15 protein-coding genes are annotated in these 15,719 nt (G+C 64.4%); all 15 read left to right on the plus strand.

Annotated elements, in window-relative coordinates:
• Window position 1: 1 nt before the first annotated feature.
• The 15 genes from nuoG (at window position 2) to XH90_RS17500 (ending at window position 15,628) form a co-directional block, all read left to right on the plus strand.
• Window positions 2-2,077, plus strand: coding sequence for an NADH-quinone oxidoreductase subunit NuoG (nuoG, locus tag XH90_RS17430; RefSeq protein ID WP_194475607.1), 2,076 nt, complete (start codon window positions 2-4; stop codon window positions 2,075-2,077).
• A gap of 4 nt (window positions 2,078-2,081) precedes the next feature.
• The gene (nuoH, locus tag XH90_RS17435; protein ID WP_194475608.1) at window positions 2,082-3,149 is read left to right on the plus strand and encodes an NADH-quinone oxidoreductase subunit NuoH; all 1,068 of its coding nucleotides are present in this window, start codon (window positions 2,082-2,084) and stop codon (window positions 3,147-3,149) included.
• A gap of 8 nt (window positions 3,150-3,157) precedes the next feature.
• Window positions 3,158-3,652, plus strand: a complete 495-nt coding sequence (nuoI, locus tag XH90_RS17440; protein WP_191093171.1) for an NADH-quinone oxidoreductase subunit NuoI — start codon at window positions 3,158-3,160, stop codon at window positions 3,650-3,652.
• 9 nt (window positions 3,653-3,661) lie between these two features.
• Complete coding sequence (locus tag XH90_RS17445) at window positions 3,662-4,300, plus strand: NADH-quinone oxidoreductase subunit J (protein ID WP_194475609.1); 639 nt, start codon at window positions 3,662-3,664, stop codon at window positions 4,298-4,300.
• Entirely contained in the window at window positions 4,297-4,605 is a 309-nt protein-coding gene (gene nuoK, locus XH90_RS17450) for an NADH-quinone oxidoreductase subunit NuoK (RefSeq protein WP_008547737.1), read from the plus strand. Before XH90_RS17445 ends, nuoK begins: the two co-directional genes overlap by 4 nt.
• 8 nt (window positions 4,606-4,613) lie before the next feature.
• Window positions 4,614-6,695, plus strand: a complete 2,082-nt coding sequence (nuoL, locus tag XH90_RS17455) for an NADH-quinone oxidoreductase subunit L (RefSeq protein ID WP_194475610.1) — start codon at window positions 4,614-4,616, stop codon at window positions 6,693-6,695.
• The gene (locus tag XH90_RS17460; RefSeq protein WP_194475611.1) at window positions 6,696-8,204 is read left to right on the plus strand and encodes an NADH-quinone oxidoreductase subunit M; all 1,509 of its coding nucleotides are present in this window, start codon (window positions 6,696-6,698) and stop codon (window positions 8,202-8,204) included.
• Window positions 8,205-8,226: 22 nt separating this feature from the next.
• Window positions 8,227-9,663 carry an NADH-quinone oxidoreductase subunit NuoN gene (gene nuoN, locus XH90_RS17465; RefSeq protein ID WP_194475612.1) on the plus strand — a complete coding sequence of 479 codons (1,437 nt, stop codon included), beginning with the start codon at window positions 8,227-8,229 and terminating at the stop codon, window positions 9,661-9,663.
• Between the two features lies 1 nt (window position 9,664).
• Window positions 9,665-10,471, plus strand: coding sequence for a biotin--[acetyl-CoA-carboxylase] ligase (locus XH90_RS17470; RefSeq protein WP_194475613.1), 807 nt, complete (start codon window positions 9,665-9,667; stop codon window positions 10,469-10,471).
• The gene (locus XH90_RS17475) at window positions 10,471-12,141 is read left to right on the plus strand and encodes a ribonuclease J (protein ID WP_194475614.1); all 1,671 of its coding nucleotides are present in this window, start codon (window positions 10,471-10,473) and stop codon (window positions 12,139-12,141) included. Before XH90_RS17470 ends, XH90_RS17475 begins: the two co-directional genes overlap by 1 nt.
• Before the next feature lie 70 nt (window positions 12,142-12,211).
• The gene (mce, locus tag XH90_RS17480) at window positions 12,212-12,616 is read left to right on the plus strand and encodes a methylmalonyl-CoA epimerase (RefSeq protein WP_194475615.1); all 405 of its coding nucleotides are present in this window, start codon (window positions 12,212-12,214) and stop codon (window positions 12,614-12,616) included.
• Window positions 12,617-12,624: 8 nt separating this feature from the next.
• A complete protein-coding gene (locus XH90_RS17485) occupies window positions 12,625-12,900 on the plus strand; it encodes a DUF1467 family protein (protein ID WP_194475616.1) in 276 nt (91 codons plus the stop codon).
• A gap of 32 nt (window positions 12,901-12,932) precedes the next feature.
• The gene (locus XH90_RS17490; protein ID WP_194475617.1) at window positions 12,933-13,280 is read left to right on the plus strand and encodes a hypothetical protein; all 348 of its coding nucleotides are present in this window, start codon (window positions 12,933-12,935) and stop codon (window positions 13,278-13,280) included.
• 33 nt (window positions 13,281-13,313) lie between these two features.
• Window positions 13,314-14,603 carry an S-methyl-5-thioribose kinase gene (gene mtnK / locus XH90_RS17495; RefSeq protein WP_194475618.1) on the plus strand — a complete coding sequence of 430 codons (1,290 nt, stop codon included), beginning with the start codon at window positions 13,314-13,316 and terminating at the stop codon, window positions 14,601-14,603.
• A 389-nt stretch (window positions 14,604-14,992) separates the two neighbouring features.
• Window positions 14,993-15,628 (plus strand): response regulator transcription factor, encoded by a 636-nt coding sequence (locus XH90_RS17500; protein WP_194475619.1) that lies wholly within the window; start codon window positions 14,993-14,995, stop codon window positions 15,626-15,628.
• The last annotated feature ends 91 nt before the right edge of the window (window positions 15,629-15,719 follow it).

The following is a 15,719-nucleotide window of genomic DNA, read 5'->3' on the forward strand; positions in this document are numbered from 1 at the left end:
CATGACCAAGCTCATCATCGACGGCAAAGAGATCGATGTCCCCGCCGAATACACGCTGCTTCAGGCGTGCGAGGCGGCCGGCGCCGAGATTCCGCGCTTCTGCTATCACGAGCGCCTGTCGATCGCCGGCAATTGCCGGATGTGCCTCGTCGAGGTGAAGGGCGGCCCGAAGCCGGTCGCGAGCTGCGCCTGGGGTGTGCGCGACTGCCGTCCGGGCCCGAAGGGCGAGCCGCCGGAGATCTCGACGCGTTCGCCGATGGTGAAGAAGGCGCGCGAAGGCGTGATGGAATTCCTTCTCATCAACCATCCGCTGGATTGCCCGATCTGCGACCAGGGCGGTGAGTGCGACCTGCAGGACCAGGCGATGGGCTATGGTGTCGACACCAGCCGCTTCGCCGAGAACAAGCGCGCGGTCGAGGACAAGTATCTCGGCGCGCTGGTCAAGACCTCGATGAACCGCTGCATCCAGTGCACGCGCTGCGTCCGCTTCTCGGCGGAAGTCGCCGGCGCGCCCGAGATGGGTGCAACCGGGCGCGGCGAGGACATGGAGATCACGACCTATCTCCAGCACGCGCTGACGTCGGAATTGCAGGGCAATCTCGTCGACATCTGCCCGGTCGGTGCGCTGACCTCGAAGCCTTATGCCTTTGCGGCGCGTCCGTGGGAGCTCGGCAAGACCCAGTCGATCGACGTGATGGACGGCGTTGGATCGGCAATCCGCGTCGACACACGCGGCCGCGAGGTGATGCGCGTGCTGCCGCGCATCAACGAGGCCGTGAACGAGGAGTGGATCTCCGACAAGACCCGTCACGTCGTCGACGGTCTGCGCACCCAGCGCCTCGACCGTCCCTATATCCGTGAAGCCGGCAAGCTGCGGGCGGCGAGCTGGCCGGAAGCTTTTGCGGCGATCGCCTCCAAGGCGGCGCGCACCGACGGCAAGCGCATCGGCGCGATCGCAGGCGATCTCGCCGGCGTCGAAGAGATGTTCGCGGTGAAGGATCTGCTTGCAAAATTCGGCTCGGCCAATCTGGCGGTGCAGGGCGGCGACGCCTTCGATCCCGCGCTCGGCCGCGGCTCCTACATCTTCAATCCGACGCTCGCTGGCGTCGAGCAGGCGGATGCGCTGCTCATCATCGGCGCCAATCCGCGCAAGGAAGCGGCCGTCTTCAACGCCCGCATCCGTAAGCGCTGGCGCGCCGGCGGCTTCAAGGTCGGCGTGATCGGCGCCAAGGCGGATCTCACCTACGACTATGATCATCTCGGCGCAGGCACCGAGACGCTCGGTGAGCTCGCGGCCGGCAAGCACTCCTACATGGACTTGCTGAAGAACGCCAAGAATCCAATCATCCTGGTCGGCGCGGGCGCGGCCTCGCGTCACGACGGCGCCGCTATTCTCGCCGCCGCCGCCAAGCTCGCGCTCGACGTCGGCGCGGTGAAGGACGGCTGGAAAGGCTTTGGCGTGCTGCACGAGACCGCCTCGCGCGTCGGTGCACTCGACATTGGCTTCGTTGCCGGTGCGGGCGGGCTCAACGCCGCGCAGATGACCACCTTCGGCACGCTGGATTTGTTGTTCCTGTTGGGGGCCGACGAGGTCAAGGCGCCGGATGGCACCTTCGTGGTCTACATCGGCACCCATGGTGACCGCGGCGCGCATCGCGCCGACGTGATCCTGCCGGCGGCCGCCTACACCGAGAAGTCGGCGATCTACGTCAATACCGAAGGCCGCGTTCAGATGACTGGCCGTGCCGCGTTCCCGCCGGGCGAAGCCCGCGAGGACTGGGCGATCATCCGTGCGCTCTCCGAAGCACTCGGCAAGAAGCTCGGCTACGACTCGCTGTCCGCGTTGCGCCAGGCGATCTTCAAGGCCGTGCCGCATCTGATCCGTCTCGACCAGATCGAGGCCGGCACCGCCGACCAGATCAAGAAGCTGGCGGGGAAGGGCGGTTCGCCGGAGAAGGCGCCTCTCAAGGCTGTCATCGAGGACTTCTATTTGACCAACCCAATCGCGCGTGCGTCCGCAGTGATGGCGGAATGCTCGCGGCTTGCCTCCGGGCAGATGCTGACCGCAGCGGAGTGAGGCGATGGAATTCTTCGAAAGCGCATTCTGGACCGGCTTCCTCTGGCCGCTGATCATCATGATCGCGGAGAGCGTGCTGGTTCTCGTCGTCCTGCTGGTCGCGATCGCCTACATCCTGCTCGCCGACCGCAAGATCTGGGCGGCGGTGCAGATCCGACGCGGCCCGAACGTGGTCGGGCCCTGGGGCCTGTTCCAGTCCTTCGCCGACTTGCTCAAATTCGTGCTGAAGGAGCCGATCATTCCGGCCGGCGCCAACAAGGGCGTGTTTCTGCTGGCGCCGCTGGTGTCCTGCGTGCTCGCGCTTGCGGCCTGGGCGGTGATCCCGACCAATCTCGGCTGGGTGATCTCCGACATCAACGTCGGCATCCTCTTCATCTTCGCGATCTCGTCGCTGTCGATCTACGGCATCATCATGGCCGGCTGGTCGTCGAACTCGAAGTACCCGTTCCTGGCCGCGCTGCGCTCGGCGGCGCAGATGGTGTCCTACGAAGTCTCGATCGGCTTCGTCATCATCACGGTGCTGCTCTGCGCCGGCACGCTGAACCTCTCGGCCGTGGTCGAGGCCCAGCATGTCCGCGGCCTCGCCAGCCTGATCGGGCTGCCGCAGTTGACGATCCTCAACTGGTACGTCTGGCCGCTGTTCCCGATGTTCGTGGTGTTCTACGTTTCGGCGCTGGCGGAGACCAACCGTCCGCCCTTCGACCTCGTCGAAGCGGAATCCGAGCTCGTCGCCGGCTTCATGGTCGAATACGGCTCGACGCCCTATCTGCTTTTCATGCTCGGCGAGTACGTCGCGATCGTCACGATGTGCGCGATGGCGACCATCCTGTTCCTCGGAGGCTGGCTGCCGCCGGTCGACCTGCCTCCCTTCAACTGGGTGCCGGGGATCATCTGGTTCGCGCTGAAGCTGTTCTTCATGTTCTTCCTGTTCGCGATGGCAAAGGCGATCGTGCCGCGCTACCGCTACGACCAACTGATGCGCCTCGGCTGGAAGGTGTTCCTGCCGCTGTCGCTGGCGATGGTGGTCGTGGTAGCCGGCGTGCTGCAATTCGCCGGCATCGCGCCGAAGTGAGGGCCGTCATGGGTATCAACGTCAACGCCACTGCACGCTCGCTTCTCCTGTCGGAATTCGTCTCGGCGTTCTTTCTCGCCATGCGCTATTTCTTCCAGCCGAAGCCCACGCTGAACTATCCGTTCGAGAAGGGCCCGATCTCGCCGCGCTTCCGCGGCGAGCATGCGCTGCGCCGCTATCCGAACGGCGAAGAGCGCTGCATCGCCTGCAAGCTGTGCGAGGCGGTCTGCCCGGCGCAGGCCATCACCATCGAGGCCGGCCCGCGCCGCAACGACGGCACCCGCCGTACCGTGCGTTACGACATCGACATGGTGAAGTGCATCTATTGCGGCCTCTGCCAGGAAGCCTGCCCGGTCGACGCCATCGTCGAAGGTCCGAACTTCGAGTTCGCGACCGAGACCCGCGAGGAACTGTTCTATGACAAGGCCAAGCTGCTCGCCAACGGCGACCGCTGGGAACGCGAGATCGCGAAAGCGATCGAGCTCGACGCGCCTTACCGGTGAGATGAGAACATGATCCTTCCCGCGCTGTTCTTCTATCTCTTCGCCGGCATCTGCGTCGCCTCGGCGGTGATGGTGATTGTCTCGCGCAATCCCGTGCATTCCGTGCTGTACCTGATCCTGGCCTTCGTCAACGCCTCCGGCCTGTTCGTGCTGATGGGTGCCGAATTCCTCGGCATGATGCTGATCGTGGTCTATGTCGGCGCGGTCGCGGTGCTGTTCCTGTTCGTCATCATGATGCTCGATGTCGACTTCCTCGAGCTGCGCGAAGGCTTCATCCAGTACCTGCCGGTCGGTGTCGTGATCGGCGGCATTTTCCTGTTCGAGCTGCTCCTCACGGTCGGCGCCTGGGTCATCAATCCCGGCGTCAGCAAGACGATTACGGCGCCGATCCCGGCCAACGTCTCCAACACCGAGGCGCTCGGGCTGGTGCTCTATACGAAGTACATCCACTATTTCCAGCTCGCGGGCATGGTGTTGCTGGTCGCCATGATCGGCGCCATCGTGCTGACGCTGCGCCACAAGGCGAGCGTGAAGCGGCAGGACATCAACGTTCAGAACGCACGCACGCCCGACATGGCGATGGCGATGCGCAAGGTGGCGCCGGGGCAGGGGCTCTCGGACGCGGATGCGGCGGAGTGGGTGAAATGACGATCGGGCTCGGACATTATCTGGCGGTCGGCGCGATCCTGTTCACGCTCGGCATCCTCGGCATCTTCCTGAACCGCAAGAACATCATCGTCATCCTGATGTCGATCGAGCTGATCCTGCTCTCGGTCAACATCAACCTGGTGGCATTCTCGACCTTCCTCGGCGACATCGTCGGTCAGGTCTTCGCGCTGCTGGTCTTGACCGTCGCGGCCGCCGAAGCCGCGATCGGTCTCGCCATCCTGGTGGTCTATTTCCGCAACCGTGGCTCGATCGCGGTTGAGGACGTCAATCTGATGAAGGGCTGAGCTCTCAAATGGTTCAGGCAATCGTTTTCCTGCCGCTGCTGGGCGCCATTCTGGCCGGCCTGATCGCGCTCGCCGGCGCGCATGGCCGCAACCCCTCGGGCGACGAGGTCGAGCATCACGGCGATCACGGCCACGGCGATGCGCATGCGTCGGCCGCCCATGACGACCATGGTCACGACGATCACGCCCACGACGACCACGGCCATGGCCCGGCCGAGCCGGCGGCCGCCGGCTCGCGCGGCGCCGAGCTGATCACCACGGCCCTCCTGTTCGTCTCGGCCGCACTGTCCTGGATGACGCTGGTCGATGTCGGCTTCAACGGCCACGACGCCCGCATCCAGCTGCTGCCCTGGATCTTCTCCGGCGACCTCGAGGTCTGGTGGAGCTTGCGCGTCGACACGCTCACCGCGGTGATGCTGGTGGTGGTGACGACGGTCTCCTCGCTCGTGCACCTCTATTCCATCGGCTACATGGACGAGGATCCGAACCGGCCGCGCTTCTTCGGCTACCTCTCGCTGTTCACCTTCGCCATGCTGATGCTGGTGACGGCCGACAACCTCGTGCAGCTGTTCTTCGGCTGGGAAGGCGTCGGCCTGGCGAGCTACCTGCTGATCGGCTTCTGGTACCAGAAGCCCTCGGCGAATGCTGCCGCCATCAAGGCCTTCGTGGTCAATCGCGTCGGCGATTTCGGTTTCGCGCTCGGCATCTTCTCGATCTTCATGCTGACGAACTCGACCGATTTCGAGACCATCTTCCATGCCGCGCCGGGCCTCACCGGCAAGACCATCGACTTCCTCGGCTGGCATGCCGATGCGCTGACCCTGACGTGCCTCCTGCTGTTCATGGGTGCGATGGGCAAGTCTGCGCAGTTCCTGCTGCACACCTGGTTGCCGGATGCGATGGAAGGCCCGACGCCGGTGTCGGCGCTGATCCACGCCGCGACCATGGTCACCGCCGGCGTGTTCATGGTGGCGCGCCTGTCGCCGCTGTTCGAGCTTGCTCCGAACGCCCAGGCCGTCGTGATGTTCTTCGGCGCGACCACCGCGTTCTTCGCGGCGACAGTCGGTCTCGTCCAGAACGACATCAAGCGCATCGTCGCTTATTCGACCTGTTCGCAGCTCGGCTACATGTTCGTGGCGATGGGAGCAGGGGCCTATTCGGTCGGCATGTTCCATCTGTTCACGCACGCCTTCTTCAAGGCGCTGCTGTTCTTGGGAAGCGGCTCGGTGATCTATGCGATGCACCACGAGCAGGACATCCGCAACATGGGCGGTCTCTGGAAGAAGATCCCGTACACGTTCGCGGTGATGACCGTCGGCACGCTGGCGCTGACCGGCTTTCCGCTGTTCGCCGGCTACTTCTCCAAGGACGCGATCATCGAAGCGGCCTATGCCTCGCATAACCCGTTCTCGACCTACGCCTACATCATGACCATCGTGGCCGCCGGCCTGACCTCGTTCTATTCCTGGCGTCTGGTGTTCAAGACCTTCTTCGGCGAGCCCCACGACCAGGAGCACTACGAAGCCGCGCATGAGAGCCCGATCTGGATGCTGATCCCGATCGGCGTGCTGGCCGTCGGCTCGGTCCTGGCCGGCTTCCCGTTCAAGGAGCTGTTCACGGGTCCGCACGGCGTGGAGGAGTTCTTCCGCGAGTCCGTGAAGATGAACCCGCATATCCTCGAGGATATGGAGCACATGCCACATCTCTTGGGCTGGTTGCCCTTCGTGATGATGGTGGGCGGCTTCCTGGTGTCCTACACCTTCTACATCCGCAAGCCCTATCTGCCGGTCGAGCTCGCGAACACGCAGCCGATGCTGTACAAGTTCCTGCTCAACAAATGGTACTTCGACGAGCTCTACGACATCATCTTCGTGCGTCCGGCGAAGTGGATCGGCTACCAGCTCTGGAAGAAGGGCGACGGCTTCATCATCGACGGCTTCGGCCCCGACGGCATCTCGGCCCGCGTGCTGGATATCACCCGCAACGTCGTGAAGATCCAGACCGGCTATCTCTATCACTACGCATTCGCCATGCTGATCGGCGCTGCCGGGCTGATCACCTGGTTCATGTTCGGCTTTGGAGGCCAGTAAATGACAACCTGGCCCATCCTTTCGGTCACGACGTTCCTGCCGCTGGTCGGCGCGATCATCGTCTACCTGAGCCGCGGTGACGACGAGGCGGCCAAGCGCAACTCGCGCTGGATCGCGCTGTGGACCACGCTGATCACCTTCGCGGTGTCGGTGCTCCTGGTCATGCGCTTCGACCCTGCCAATGCCGACTTCCAGTTCGTCGAGAAGGCGAGCTGGCTTGCGACCGGCATCACCTACCACATGGGCGTCGACGGCATCTCGTTGCCGCTGGTGATCCTGACCACCGCGATCATGCCGTTCTGCATCATCGCGAGCTGGAAGGCGATCAACAACCGCGTCCGCGAATACATGATGGCGTTCCTGATCCTGGAAACGCTGATGATCGGCACCTTCTCCGCGCTCGATCTCGTGCTGTTCTACCTGTTCTTCGAAGGCGGCCTGATCCCGATGTTCCTGATCATCGGCGTCTGGGGCGGGCCGCGCCGGGTCTACGCGTCGTTCAAGTTCTTCCTCTACACGCTGCTCGGCTCGGTTCTGATGCTGCTCGCCATCATGGCGCTGTACTGGAACGGCGGCACCACCGACATCCCGACCCTGATGCACACCGCCGTGCCGCGGTCGTTGCAGACCTGGGCCTGGCTCGCCTTCTTCGCCTCGTTCGCGGTGAAGATGCCGATGTGGCCGGTGCACACCTGGCTTCCCGACGCGCACGTCGAGGCGCCGACCGCAGGCTCCGTGGTCCTCGCCGCGATCCTGCTGAAGATGGGCGGCTACGGCTTCCTGCGCTTCTCGCTGCCGATGTTCCCGCTGGCCTCGCACGACTTCGCGCCGCTGATCTTCACCATGTCGGCGATCGCCATCATCTACACCTCGCTTGTGGCGCTGATGCAGGAGGACATGAAGAAGCTGATCGCGTACTCGTCGGTCGCGCATATGGGCTTCGTCACCATGGGCATCTTCGCCGGCACCATGCAGGGCGTCGCCGGCGGCGTGTTCCAGATGATCTCGCACGGCATCGTCTCCGGCGCGCTGTTCCTTTGCGTCGGCGTCGTCTACGACCGCCTGCACACCCGCGAGATCGCGGCCTATGGCGGCCTCGTCAACCGGATGCCGCTCTACGCGCTGACCTTCATGGTCTTCACCATGGCCAATGTCGGTCTGCCCGGCACGTCGGGCTTCGTCGGCGAGTTCATGACGCTGCTCGGCACCTTCAAGGTCTCGATCCCGACCGCGTTCTTCGCCACGTCGGGCGTGATCCTGTCGGCCGGCTACGCGCTGTGGCTCTACCGCAAGGTGGTGTTCGGAGCGCTGGTCAAGCCGACGCTGATGAGCATGAAGGATCTCACGCTGCGCGAATGCGTGACGCTGTTCCCGCTGATCGCGCTGACGATCCTGTTCGGCGTCTATCCGAAGCCGGTGCTCGACATGTCGGCCGCCTCGGTCCAGCAACTCGTCAATAACTACAACACCGCTGTGACGGCCGTGAAGGCCGCCGCACTGCTCCAGTGATCGGGCAGGTCAGGATATCGCCATGAGCATTACGACTGCAGGTTATCAACTGGCGCCGGTGCTGCCCGAGCTCGTGCTCGCGATCGGCGCCATGGCGCTTCTGATGCTCGGCGCCTATCGCGGGCAGGGGACCACCAGCGCGGTCACCACGCTCGCCGTGCTGCTGCTGATCGTGGTCGGGGTGCTCGAATACACGCTGCCCGCGGGCAAGCAGGTGACGTTCGGCGGCAGCTTCATCGTCGACGACTTTGCCCGCTTCATGAAGATCCTGGCGCTGGTCGGCTCGGCCGTGACGCTGATCCTGTCGACCGAGTTCCTGGCCGATCCGTCGCGCCGAATCTTCGAATACGCCATCCTGGTGCTGCTCTCGACGCTCGGCATGATGGTTCTGATCTCGGCCGGCGATCTGATCTCGCTCTATCTCGGCCTCGAACTGATGTCGCTGGCGCTCTACGTCGTGGCAGCCTCCAACCGCGACAATGCCAAGTCGACCGAAGCTGGCCTGAAGTACTTTGTGCTGGGCGCGCTGTCCTCGGGTATGCTGCTGTACGGTTCGTCGCTGGTTTACGGCTTCACCGGCACCGTCAGCTTCACCGGCATCGCCGCGGCGGCGACCGTCTCGAATGTCGGCCTCGTGTTCGGCCTGGTGTTCCTGCTCGCCGGCCTCTGCTTCAAGGTCTCGGCCGTGCCGTTCCACATGTGGACGCCCGACGTCTACGAGGGCGCGCCGACCCCGGTCACCGCCTTCTTCGCCTCCGCGCCGAAGGTCGCGGCGCTTGCCGTGTTCACCCGCGTCACGCTGACCGCGTTCCCCGGCATCGTCTCGCAGTGGCAGCAGATCTTGGTGTTCGTGGCGATCGCCTCGATGGCGCTGGGCTCGTTCGCGGCGATCGGCCAGAGCAACATCAAGCGCCTGATGGCGTATTCCTCGATCGGCCATATGGGGTTCGCCCTGGTCGGCCTCGCCTCCGGCACCGTCGAGGGCGCGCAGGGCGTGCTGATGTACATCGTGATCTATGTCGCGATGACGCTCGGCTCGTTCTCGATCATCCTCGCCATGAAGCGCAACGGCCAGGCCGTCGAGCAGATCAGCGATTTCGCCGGTCTCTCCCGCACCAATCCGCTGCTCGCCTTCATGTTCGCGATGCTGCTGTTCTCGCTCGCGGGCATTCCGCCGCTCGCCGGCTTCTTCGCCAAATGGTACGTCTTCGTCGCCGCCATCAAGGCGAATTTGTTCACGCTCGCCGTGATCGGCGTGCTCTCAAGCGTCGTGGGCGCCTACTACTACCTCACCATCGTGAAGACGATGTATTTCGACGAGCCGGCCGGACAGGTCGATCCTGTCAGGGTCGAGGTCAAGACGGTGCTGGCGGTCGCTGGCCTGTTCAACATCCTGTTCGCGTTGTTCGCGGGGCCGGTGGTGAGCGTCGCCTCCGCCGCCGCCAAGTCGCTGTTCTAGGATGGGGTTCGCGCTCGGTCCTCGCGCGATCGCGGCGGGCTACAAGCTCGTCGCCCTTGAGCGGACCGGCTCGACCAATGCCGACGCCATCGAAGCGGCACGCGCCGGAGAGCGCGGCCCGATCTGGTTCGTCACATCGGAGCAGACGGCCGGACGCGGCCGCCGCCAGCGTCCCTGGATCGCGCCAAAGGGCAATCTCGCCGCCAGCGTCCTCGAAATTCTCGACGTTGCGCCTGCAGTGGCTGCCACCATCGGCTTCGCCGCCGGGCTGGCCGAGGAGGCCGCCCTCGAGAAGGTGAGCCTCGAAGCCGCGATGCGGCTCGGGCCCGACAGGCCCCGCTACACCCTGAAATGGCCGAATGACGTCCTTGCCAACGGCAAGAAGCTGGTCGGCATTGGCCTGGAAGCCGAGATCATCGGCGATCGCCTGGCCATCGTGGTCGGCATCGGCACGAACATCGTGGCGGCGCCCGAGGGTACGCCGACGCCAGCCGTGTCGCTGGCAGCCCTCGGCGTCCAGATCAGCGCGGAGGAGCTGTTCTCGGCGCTCTCGGACGCCTGGGTCGAATTCCGTGGCCTCTGGGACAATGGCCGAGGCTTTGGCGAGATCCGTAAGCTGTGGCTGGAGCGCGCCGCCCGCCTTGGCGAGCCGGTCGCGATCCAGACGGGGACCATGGTGCTGGAAGGCGTTTTCGACACGATCGACGACAGCGGCTGCCTGATCGTCCGCACCGCGGAGGGACGGCTCGTGCCGGTCGCGGCGGGCGAGGTGTTCTTCGGCCCGGCCCGTTCGATGGGAGCTGCGTGATGGCGAGGCCCGACGAACTGGTATTTGCGCCGCTCGGCGGTGTCGGCGAGATCGGCATGAACCTGTCGGTCTACGGCCTCGGCAACCGTCACCAGCGGTCCTGGCTCGCGGTCGATCTCGGCGTCTCCTTCGGCGACGAGGAGCATCTGCCCGGCATCGATTTGATCATGCCGGACATCTCGTTCCTGGAGAAGGAGCGCAAGAACCTGATGGGCCTCGTGCTGACGCACGCCCACGAGGATCATTTCGGCGCCATCATCGATCTCTGGCCGAAGCTGAAATGTCCAATCTACGCGACCCAGTTCAGCGCCGCGCTGTTCGAGGCCAAATGCGCCGCCGAGCGCAATGCGCCCGTGATCCCCGTGACCGTGGTCCCGTCGGGCGGCCGCATCGATGTCGGCCCGTTCAACGTCGAATTCATCCCCGTTGCGCATTCGATTCCGGAGGCGCATGCGCTGGCGATCCACACCGACGCCGGCGTGGTGCTGCACACCGGTGACTGGAAGATCGACCCGACCCCGACCTTGGGACGTCCGACCGACGAGAAGCGGTTGCGCGAACTTGGCGAGGAGGGCGTGCTCGCCCTGATCGGCGATTCCACCAACGCGGTGCGCGACGGCCGTTCGCCGTCGGAAGCCGAGGTCGCCCGCACCATCATCGATCTGGTGAAATCGGCAAAAGGCCGCGTCGCGGTCACGACCTTCGCCTCCAATGTCGCGCGCATCAAGGCTGTCGCTGACGCAGCGAAGGCCGCCGACCGCGAGGTCGTCGTGGTCGGCCGCGCCATGGAGCGCGTGGTGCAGGTCGCGCGCGAGACCGGTTTTCTCGACGGCGTGCAGAACTTCCGCTCGCCCGAGGTCTACGGCCACCTGCCGCAGGACAAGGTACTGGCGCTCTGCACCGGCAGCCAGGGCGAGTCCCGCGCGGCGCTGGCCCGCATCGCCAATGACGACCACCCGGAGATCACGCTCAACCGCGGCGACAGCGTGATCTTCTCCTCGCGCACCATTCCGGGCAACGAGAAGGCGGTCGGCTCGATCATCAACAATCTGGTGCTGCAGGGCGTCGAGGTTCTCACCGACCGCGACCACCTGGTCCACGTCTCCGGCCATCCCCGCCGCGACGAATTGCGCGACATGATCTCCTGGGTGAAGCCGCAACTGCTGATCCCCGTCCATGGCGAGGCCTTGCACCTGAACGAGCATGCCAAGCTTGCGCGCGCCGCCGGCGTGCCGCGCGTGCTGGTCATTCGCAACGGCGACCTCGTCAAGCTCGGCCCCGGCGATCCCGGCGTGGTCGGCGAGGTGCCGTCGGGCCGGCTTTACAAGGACGGCACCATCCTCGAGGATTCAAAGTCCCGCGCCGTGGTCGAGCGCCGCCGCATGGCGTTCTCGGGCTGCGCCTTCGTCGCCATCGCCATGACCGCGCAGGGCGAGCTCGCCGACGAGCCCGAGGTCGATCTGGTCGGCATTCCCGAGAAGAACCGCTCCGGCGAGCCCTTCGACGACATCGTCTTCGACGCGGTGATGTCCACGATCGAAGGCCTGCCGAAGGCGCGCCGCCGCGATCCGGACGCGCTGGCTGAATCGGTGCGCCGCGCGGTCCGGGCGGTCATCAACGAACATTGGGGCAAAAAGCCCCCCTGTCTGGTCCACGTCCTGACGGTATAAGTATATCGGCATGATCCCGCGGGCATGTCGCTCCGCGGTTGTCCGGATCATGCGCTGAGGGAGAAGAAACATGCTGGGTCGCCTCAACCACGTCGCGATCGCGACCAGGGACGCCGTCAAGTCGGCCAGGATCTACGGTGCGGCGTTTGGCGCGCAGATCTCGGAGGCCGTGCCGCTGCCGGAGCACGGCGTCACCACCGTGTTCGCGACGCTCCCCAACACCAAGATCGAGTTCATCGAGCCGCTCGGCGAGGCCTCGCCGATCGCAAAATTCCTCGAGCGCAATGCCGACGGCGGCATCCATCATGTCTGCTACGAGGTCGTCGACATCATCACCTCGCGCGACACGCTGGTGAAGGAGGGCGCGCGGGTGCTCGGCGACGGCGTGCCGAAGATCGGAGCTCACGGCAAGCCGGTGCTGTTCCTGCACCCGAAGGACTTTTCCGGCGCGCTGGTCGAAATCGAGCAGGCGTAAGCCGGATCATGGCCTATCAAATCTCAACTGGGCTCGCGATCTACTTCGTCATCTGGTGGATCGCGCTGTTTCTGACACTGCCATTCGGCGTGCGCAGCCAGCACGAGGATGGCCTCGGCGCGCCCGGCACCGACCCCGGCGCACCCGTTCTGACGGGGATGCGGCGCAAGCTGGTCTGGACCACGATCATCTCGATAATCATTTTTGCCGCGGGGCTTGCCGCCTATCACGCCGGCTATCTGTCGGTGGATCGCCTGTCGAAAATGATGGGGATGCCGTTTTAGGCTTGCGTATTGCGTCGTTGTCGGGGGAGCAAATGACTTTTCAGAGGATCGTTGTCGCGCTTCTGGTGCTCGTTGTCGCCGCCCTTGGCGGCATCGGCTATTTCGAGTGGAAGACGGCCGTGCAGGTGCGAACGTTGAAAGCGTTCGTCGAGGGCTACGTCTTCAACGAAGCCGTGATGGCCTGCGAGCAGGCCAAGAGTTCGACGCCGTTCAAATGGAACGGCGGAAAAAGCACTTCGGTGATCGGCCTGAACTCGGTCAAGCTTGATAAATACAGCGTCAGCGCCAGCTACACGCTGGTGGCGGACAACGTTTATTGCGATTACGATCCCATCAAGAGAAAGGCCGAGATCGGCTCGAGCTTCCTGGAGCGGGAGTAACGATCCGGCCCAAACATACGGGATGGGATCGCCATGACCGGGAGCCGGACGGGGGATTATCGGATTCTTCAGGAAGCGGCCTTGCGGGACTATCTCGCAGGCCTGCCTGATATCAAGGCGTTGCTCGGCGGTGAGCCGGCCGGCTGGGCCATCACCGAGGTCGGCGACGGCAATCTCAATCTCGTCTTCATCGTGAAGGGGGCGAGCGGCGGCATCGCCGTGAAGCAGGCGCTGCCCTATGTCCGCCTGGTTGGCGAGAGCTGGCCGCTGCCGCTGTCGCGGGCGCATTACGAATATCTCGCACTGTCCCGACAGGCCAAGCTCGCGCCGGGCCTGGTGCCGGCACTGCTGCATCACAACGAGACGCTGGCGCTCACCGTGATGGAGCTGCTCGAGCCCCACATTATCATGCGCAAGGGGCTGGTCGCTGGCACGCGCTATCGGGCCTTCGTTGGCGACATCACGACCTTCATCGCGCGGACGCTGTTCTTCACCTCCGACCTCGCGCGCACGGCCGCCGAGAAGAAGGAGGCCATCGCGGCCTTCGCCGGCAACCACGCGCTGTGCAAGATCACCGAGGACCTGATCTTCACCGATCCCTACCGCATCGCCGAGCAGAACCGCTGGACCGCGCCGTATCTCGATGGCCTTGCCGCATCCTTGCGCGAGGACATGGAGCTGCATGTCGCGATCAGCAGGCTGAAGCTGAAGTTCATGGCGAGCCCCGAGGCACTGCTGCACGGCGATCTCCACACCGGCTCGATCATGGTGACGGCGTCGGAGACGCGGGTGATCGACCCTGAATTCGCCTTCTACGGCCCGATGGGCTTCGACGTCGGCGCGGTGCTGGCCAATCTGCTGATGGCCTACTTCGCCTCGGCCGGCCACGAGCGGGCGCCGGGCGAGCGGCGCGAATTCGAAACCTGGGTGCTGGAGACGGTCGAGCAGGTCTGGAACGAATTCGCGCGAAAATTCCTCGACCTCTGGCGCACGGAGGCGAGCGGCGATGCCTATCCGGTTTCGCTCTTTGCCGGCGAGAAGGGCGCGATGCGCCTCGAGGCCGAGCGGCAAGCGTACGTGCAGCGCCTGTTCACCGACACGGTCGGCTTCGCCGCCGCCAAAACCATTCGCCGCATTTTCGGCCTCGCCCACAATATCGATTTCGAGCTGATCGAGGACCCGAAGACGCGGGCGATCAGCGAAGCGCGCGCCGTCAGGCTCGCGCGCGGGATGATGGTCGAGGCGGTGGCGTTTCGGACCATCGCCGACGTTACCGGGGCTGCGCGGAAGCTGCGCGACTGGCAGCCGGAGCTATCTGGCTGACGATCTCGTACGAGGTGTACCCGCTCGCAATGACGGGAACAGACGGGGATTTACGACCTGAACCAATTCACGCCGCACTGACGCTTCGACGCTGCAAGCAGCTCGCAGATCCGGTGCGGACGGCACGCCGGCCCGCCGAGACAGGTCGGGGGCGAAGGCCGCCGCCCGCGCAGGCGGTATCGTCGAATTGCGCCCGGGATATTTTGACGTACAGCGCATATTCATTTGATCCGGGCAATTCTGCACGCGCGGTTCGGAGCAAATCGGCGGTTCCCGCAGATAGTCAATAATTACCAGGGACTTGGTCGCAAGGAACCAGATCGTCCCCTTCCACGTTGATAAGGCAACCCAATCAGAAGCGACAATCCAGACAACACAGGGGGCCAGTGATGGACCAGGTGGTAAGCGATGATTCGTGCGAAAGCGGTCAGTTGGAGCAGACCATTTCTGCCGCGCGCGGCGGAATCATCTTCGTCGATGTCGACGGCCAGGTGGTGGGAATGGACAGCACCGCCAGGCGAAGCCTCGACGGTGAAGTGAAGCAGCTCGACTTGCCGCTTCGCAACGAAGACGCGCGTGCGGTCGACTGTTTCGTGTCTGCCGAAACCGTGACCATCAAAGGCATGCCAACCCCGGTTTGCGTGGTCCAGGAGCGCGAACCCGCGGAACGCGAGGCCGCCATTGCCGCGGTGCTGGCGGATACGACGTCTTTTGCCCGCAGCATCATCGATCGGATCAAGACGCTGACTTTCGCATCGTCTCATGCGACGGCACAGGATCTCGATGTTCTCACCTCGCGCGAGAAGGAGATTCTCGGACTGATCTGCAAGGGCAAGAGCGATCTCGAGATGAGCGATCGGCTCAATCTGTCGCAGAACACCGTGCGCAATCACATTTCCTCGCTGTACCGCAAGATCGGGGTGCATCGGCGCAGTGCCGCAATTCTGTGGGCCAGGGAGCGTGGCATCACTGCCGAGAGCTTGCGCGGCGCGAGGCAGCCTTTCGCCGACAAGCGAGCGCCGTAGCGATGAGGCATCTACTAGTTACCTAGTAGTTCTCGCTCTCTTGCGCGAGCGGATTGCTTGCTGTTCCCTGCGATGGCTCGTTGGATTCGCT

It is taken from the genome of Bradyrhizobium sp. CCBAU 53338 (genome assembly GCF_015291665.1).
In the GTDB taxonomy this organism is placed as follows: Bacteria; Pseudomonadota; Alphaproteobacteria; order Rhizobiales; family Xanthobacteraceae; genus Bradyrhizobium.

Bases quoted from the DNA above. Each gene is read 5' to 3' on its own strand.
- XH90_RS17470 (WP_194475613.1), top strand. From the start codon at position 9,665: ATGGGGTTCGCGCTCGGTCCTCGCGCGATCGCGGCGGGCTACAAGCTC.
- XH90_RS17445 (WP_194475609.1), top strand. From the start codon at position 3,662: ATGATCCTTCCCGCGCTGTTCTTCTATCTCTTCGCCGGCATCTGCGTC.
- nuoN (WP_194475612.1), top strand. From the start codon at position 8,227: ATGAGCATTACGACTGCAGGTTATCAACTGGCGCCGGTGCTGCCCGAG.
- nuoH (WP_194475608.1), top strand. From the start codon at position 2,082: ATGGAATTCTTCGAAAGCGCATTCTGGACCGGCTTCCTCTGGCCGCTG.
- nuoK (WP_008547737.1), top strand. From the start codon at position 4,297: ATGACGATCGGGCTCGGACATTATCTGGCGGTCGGCGCGATCCTGTTC.
- nuoG (WP_194475607.1), top strand. From the start codon at position 2: ATGACCAAGCTCATCATCGACGGCAAAGAGATCGATGTCCCCGCCGAA.
- nuoI (WP_191093171.1), top strand. From the start codon at position 3,158: ATGGGTATCAACGTCAACGCCACTGCACGCTCGCTTCTCCTGTCGGAA.
- mce (WP_194475615.1), top strand. From the start codon at position 12,212: ATGCTGGGTCGCCTCAACCACGTCGCGATCGCGACCAGGGACGCCGTC.
- mtnK (WP_194475618.1), top strand. From the start codon at position 13,314: ATGACCGGGAGCCGGACGGGGGATTATCGGATTCTTCAGGAAGCGGCC.
- nuoL (WP_194475610.1), top strand. From the start codon at position 4,614: ATGGTTCAGGCAATCGTTTTCCTGCCGCTGCTGGGCGCCATTCTGGCC.
- XH90_RS17460 (WP_194475611.1), top strand. From the start codon at position 6,696: ATGACAACCTGGCCCATCCTTTCGGTCACGACGTTCCTGCCGCTGGTC.
- XH90_RS17500 (WP_194475619.1), top strand. From the start codon at position 14,993: ATGGACCAGGTGGTAAGCGATGATTCGTGCGAAAGCGGTCAGTTGGAG.
- XH90_RS17485 (WP_194475616.1), top strand. From the start codon at position 12,625: ATGGCCTATCAAATCTCAACTGGGCTCGCGATCTACTTCGTCATCTGG.
- XH90_RS17475 (WP_194475614.1), top strand. From the start codon at position 10,471: ATGGCGAGGCCCGACGAACTGGTATTTGCGCCGCTCGGCGGTGTCGGC.
- XH90_RS17490 (WP_194475617.1), top strand. From the start codon at position 12,933: ATGACTTTTCAGAGGATCGTTGTCGCGCTTCTGGTGCTCGTTGTCGCC.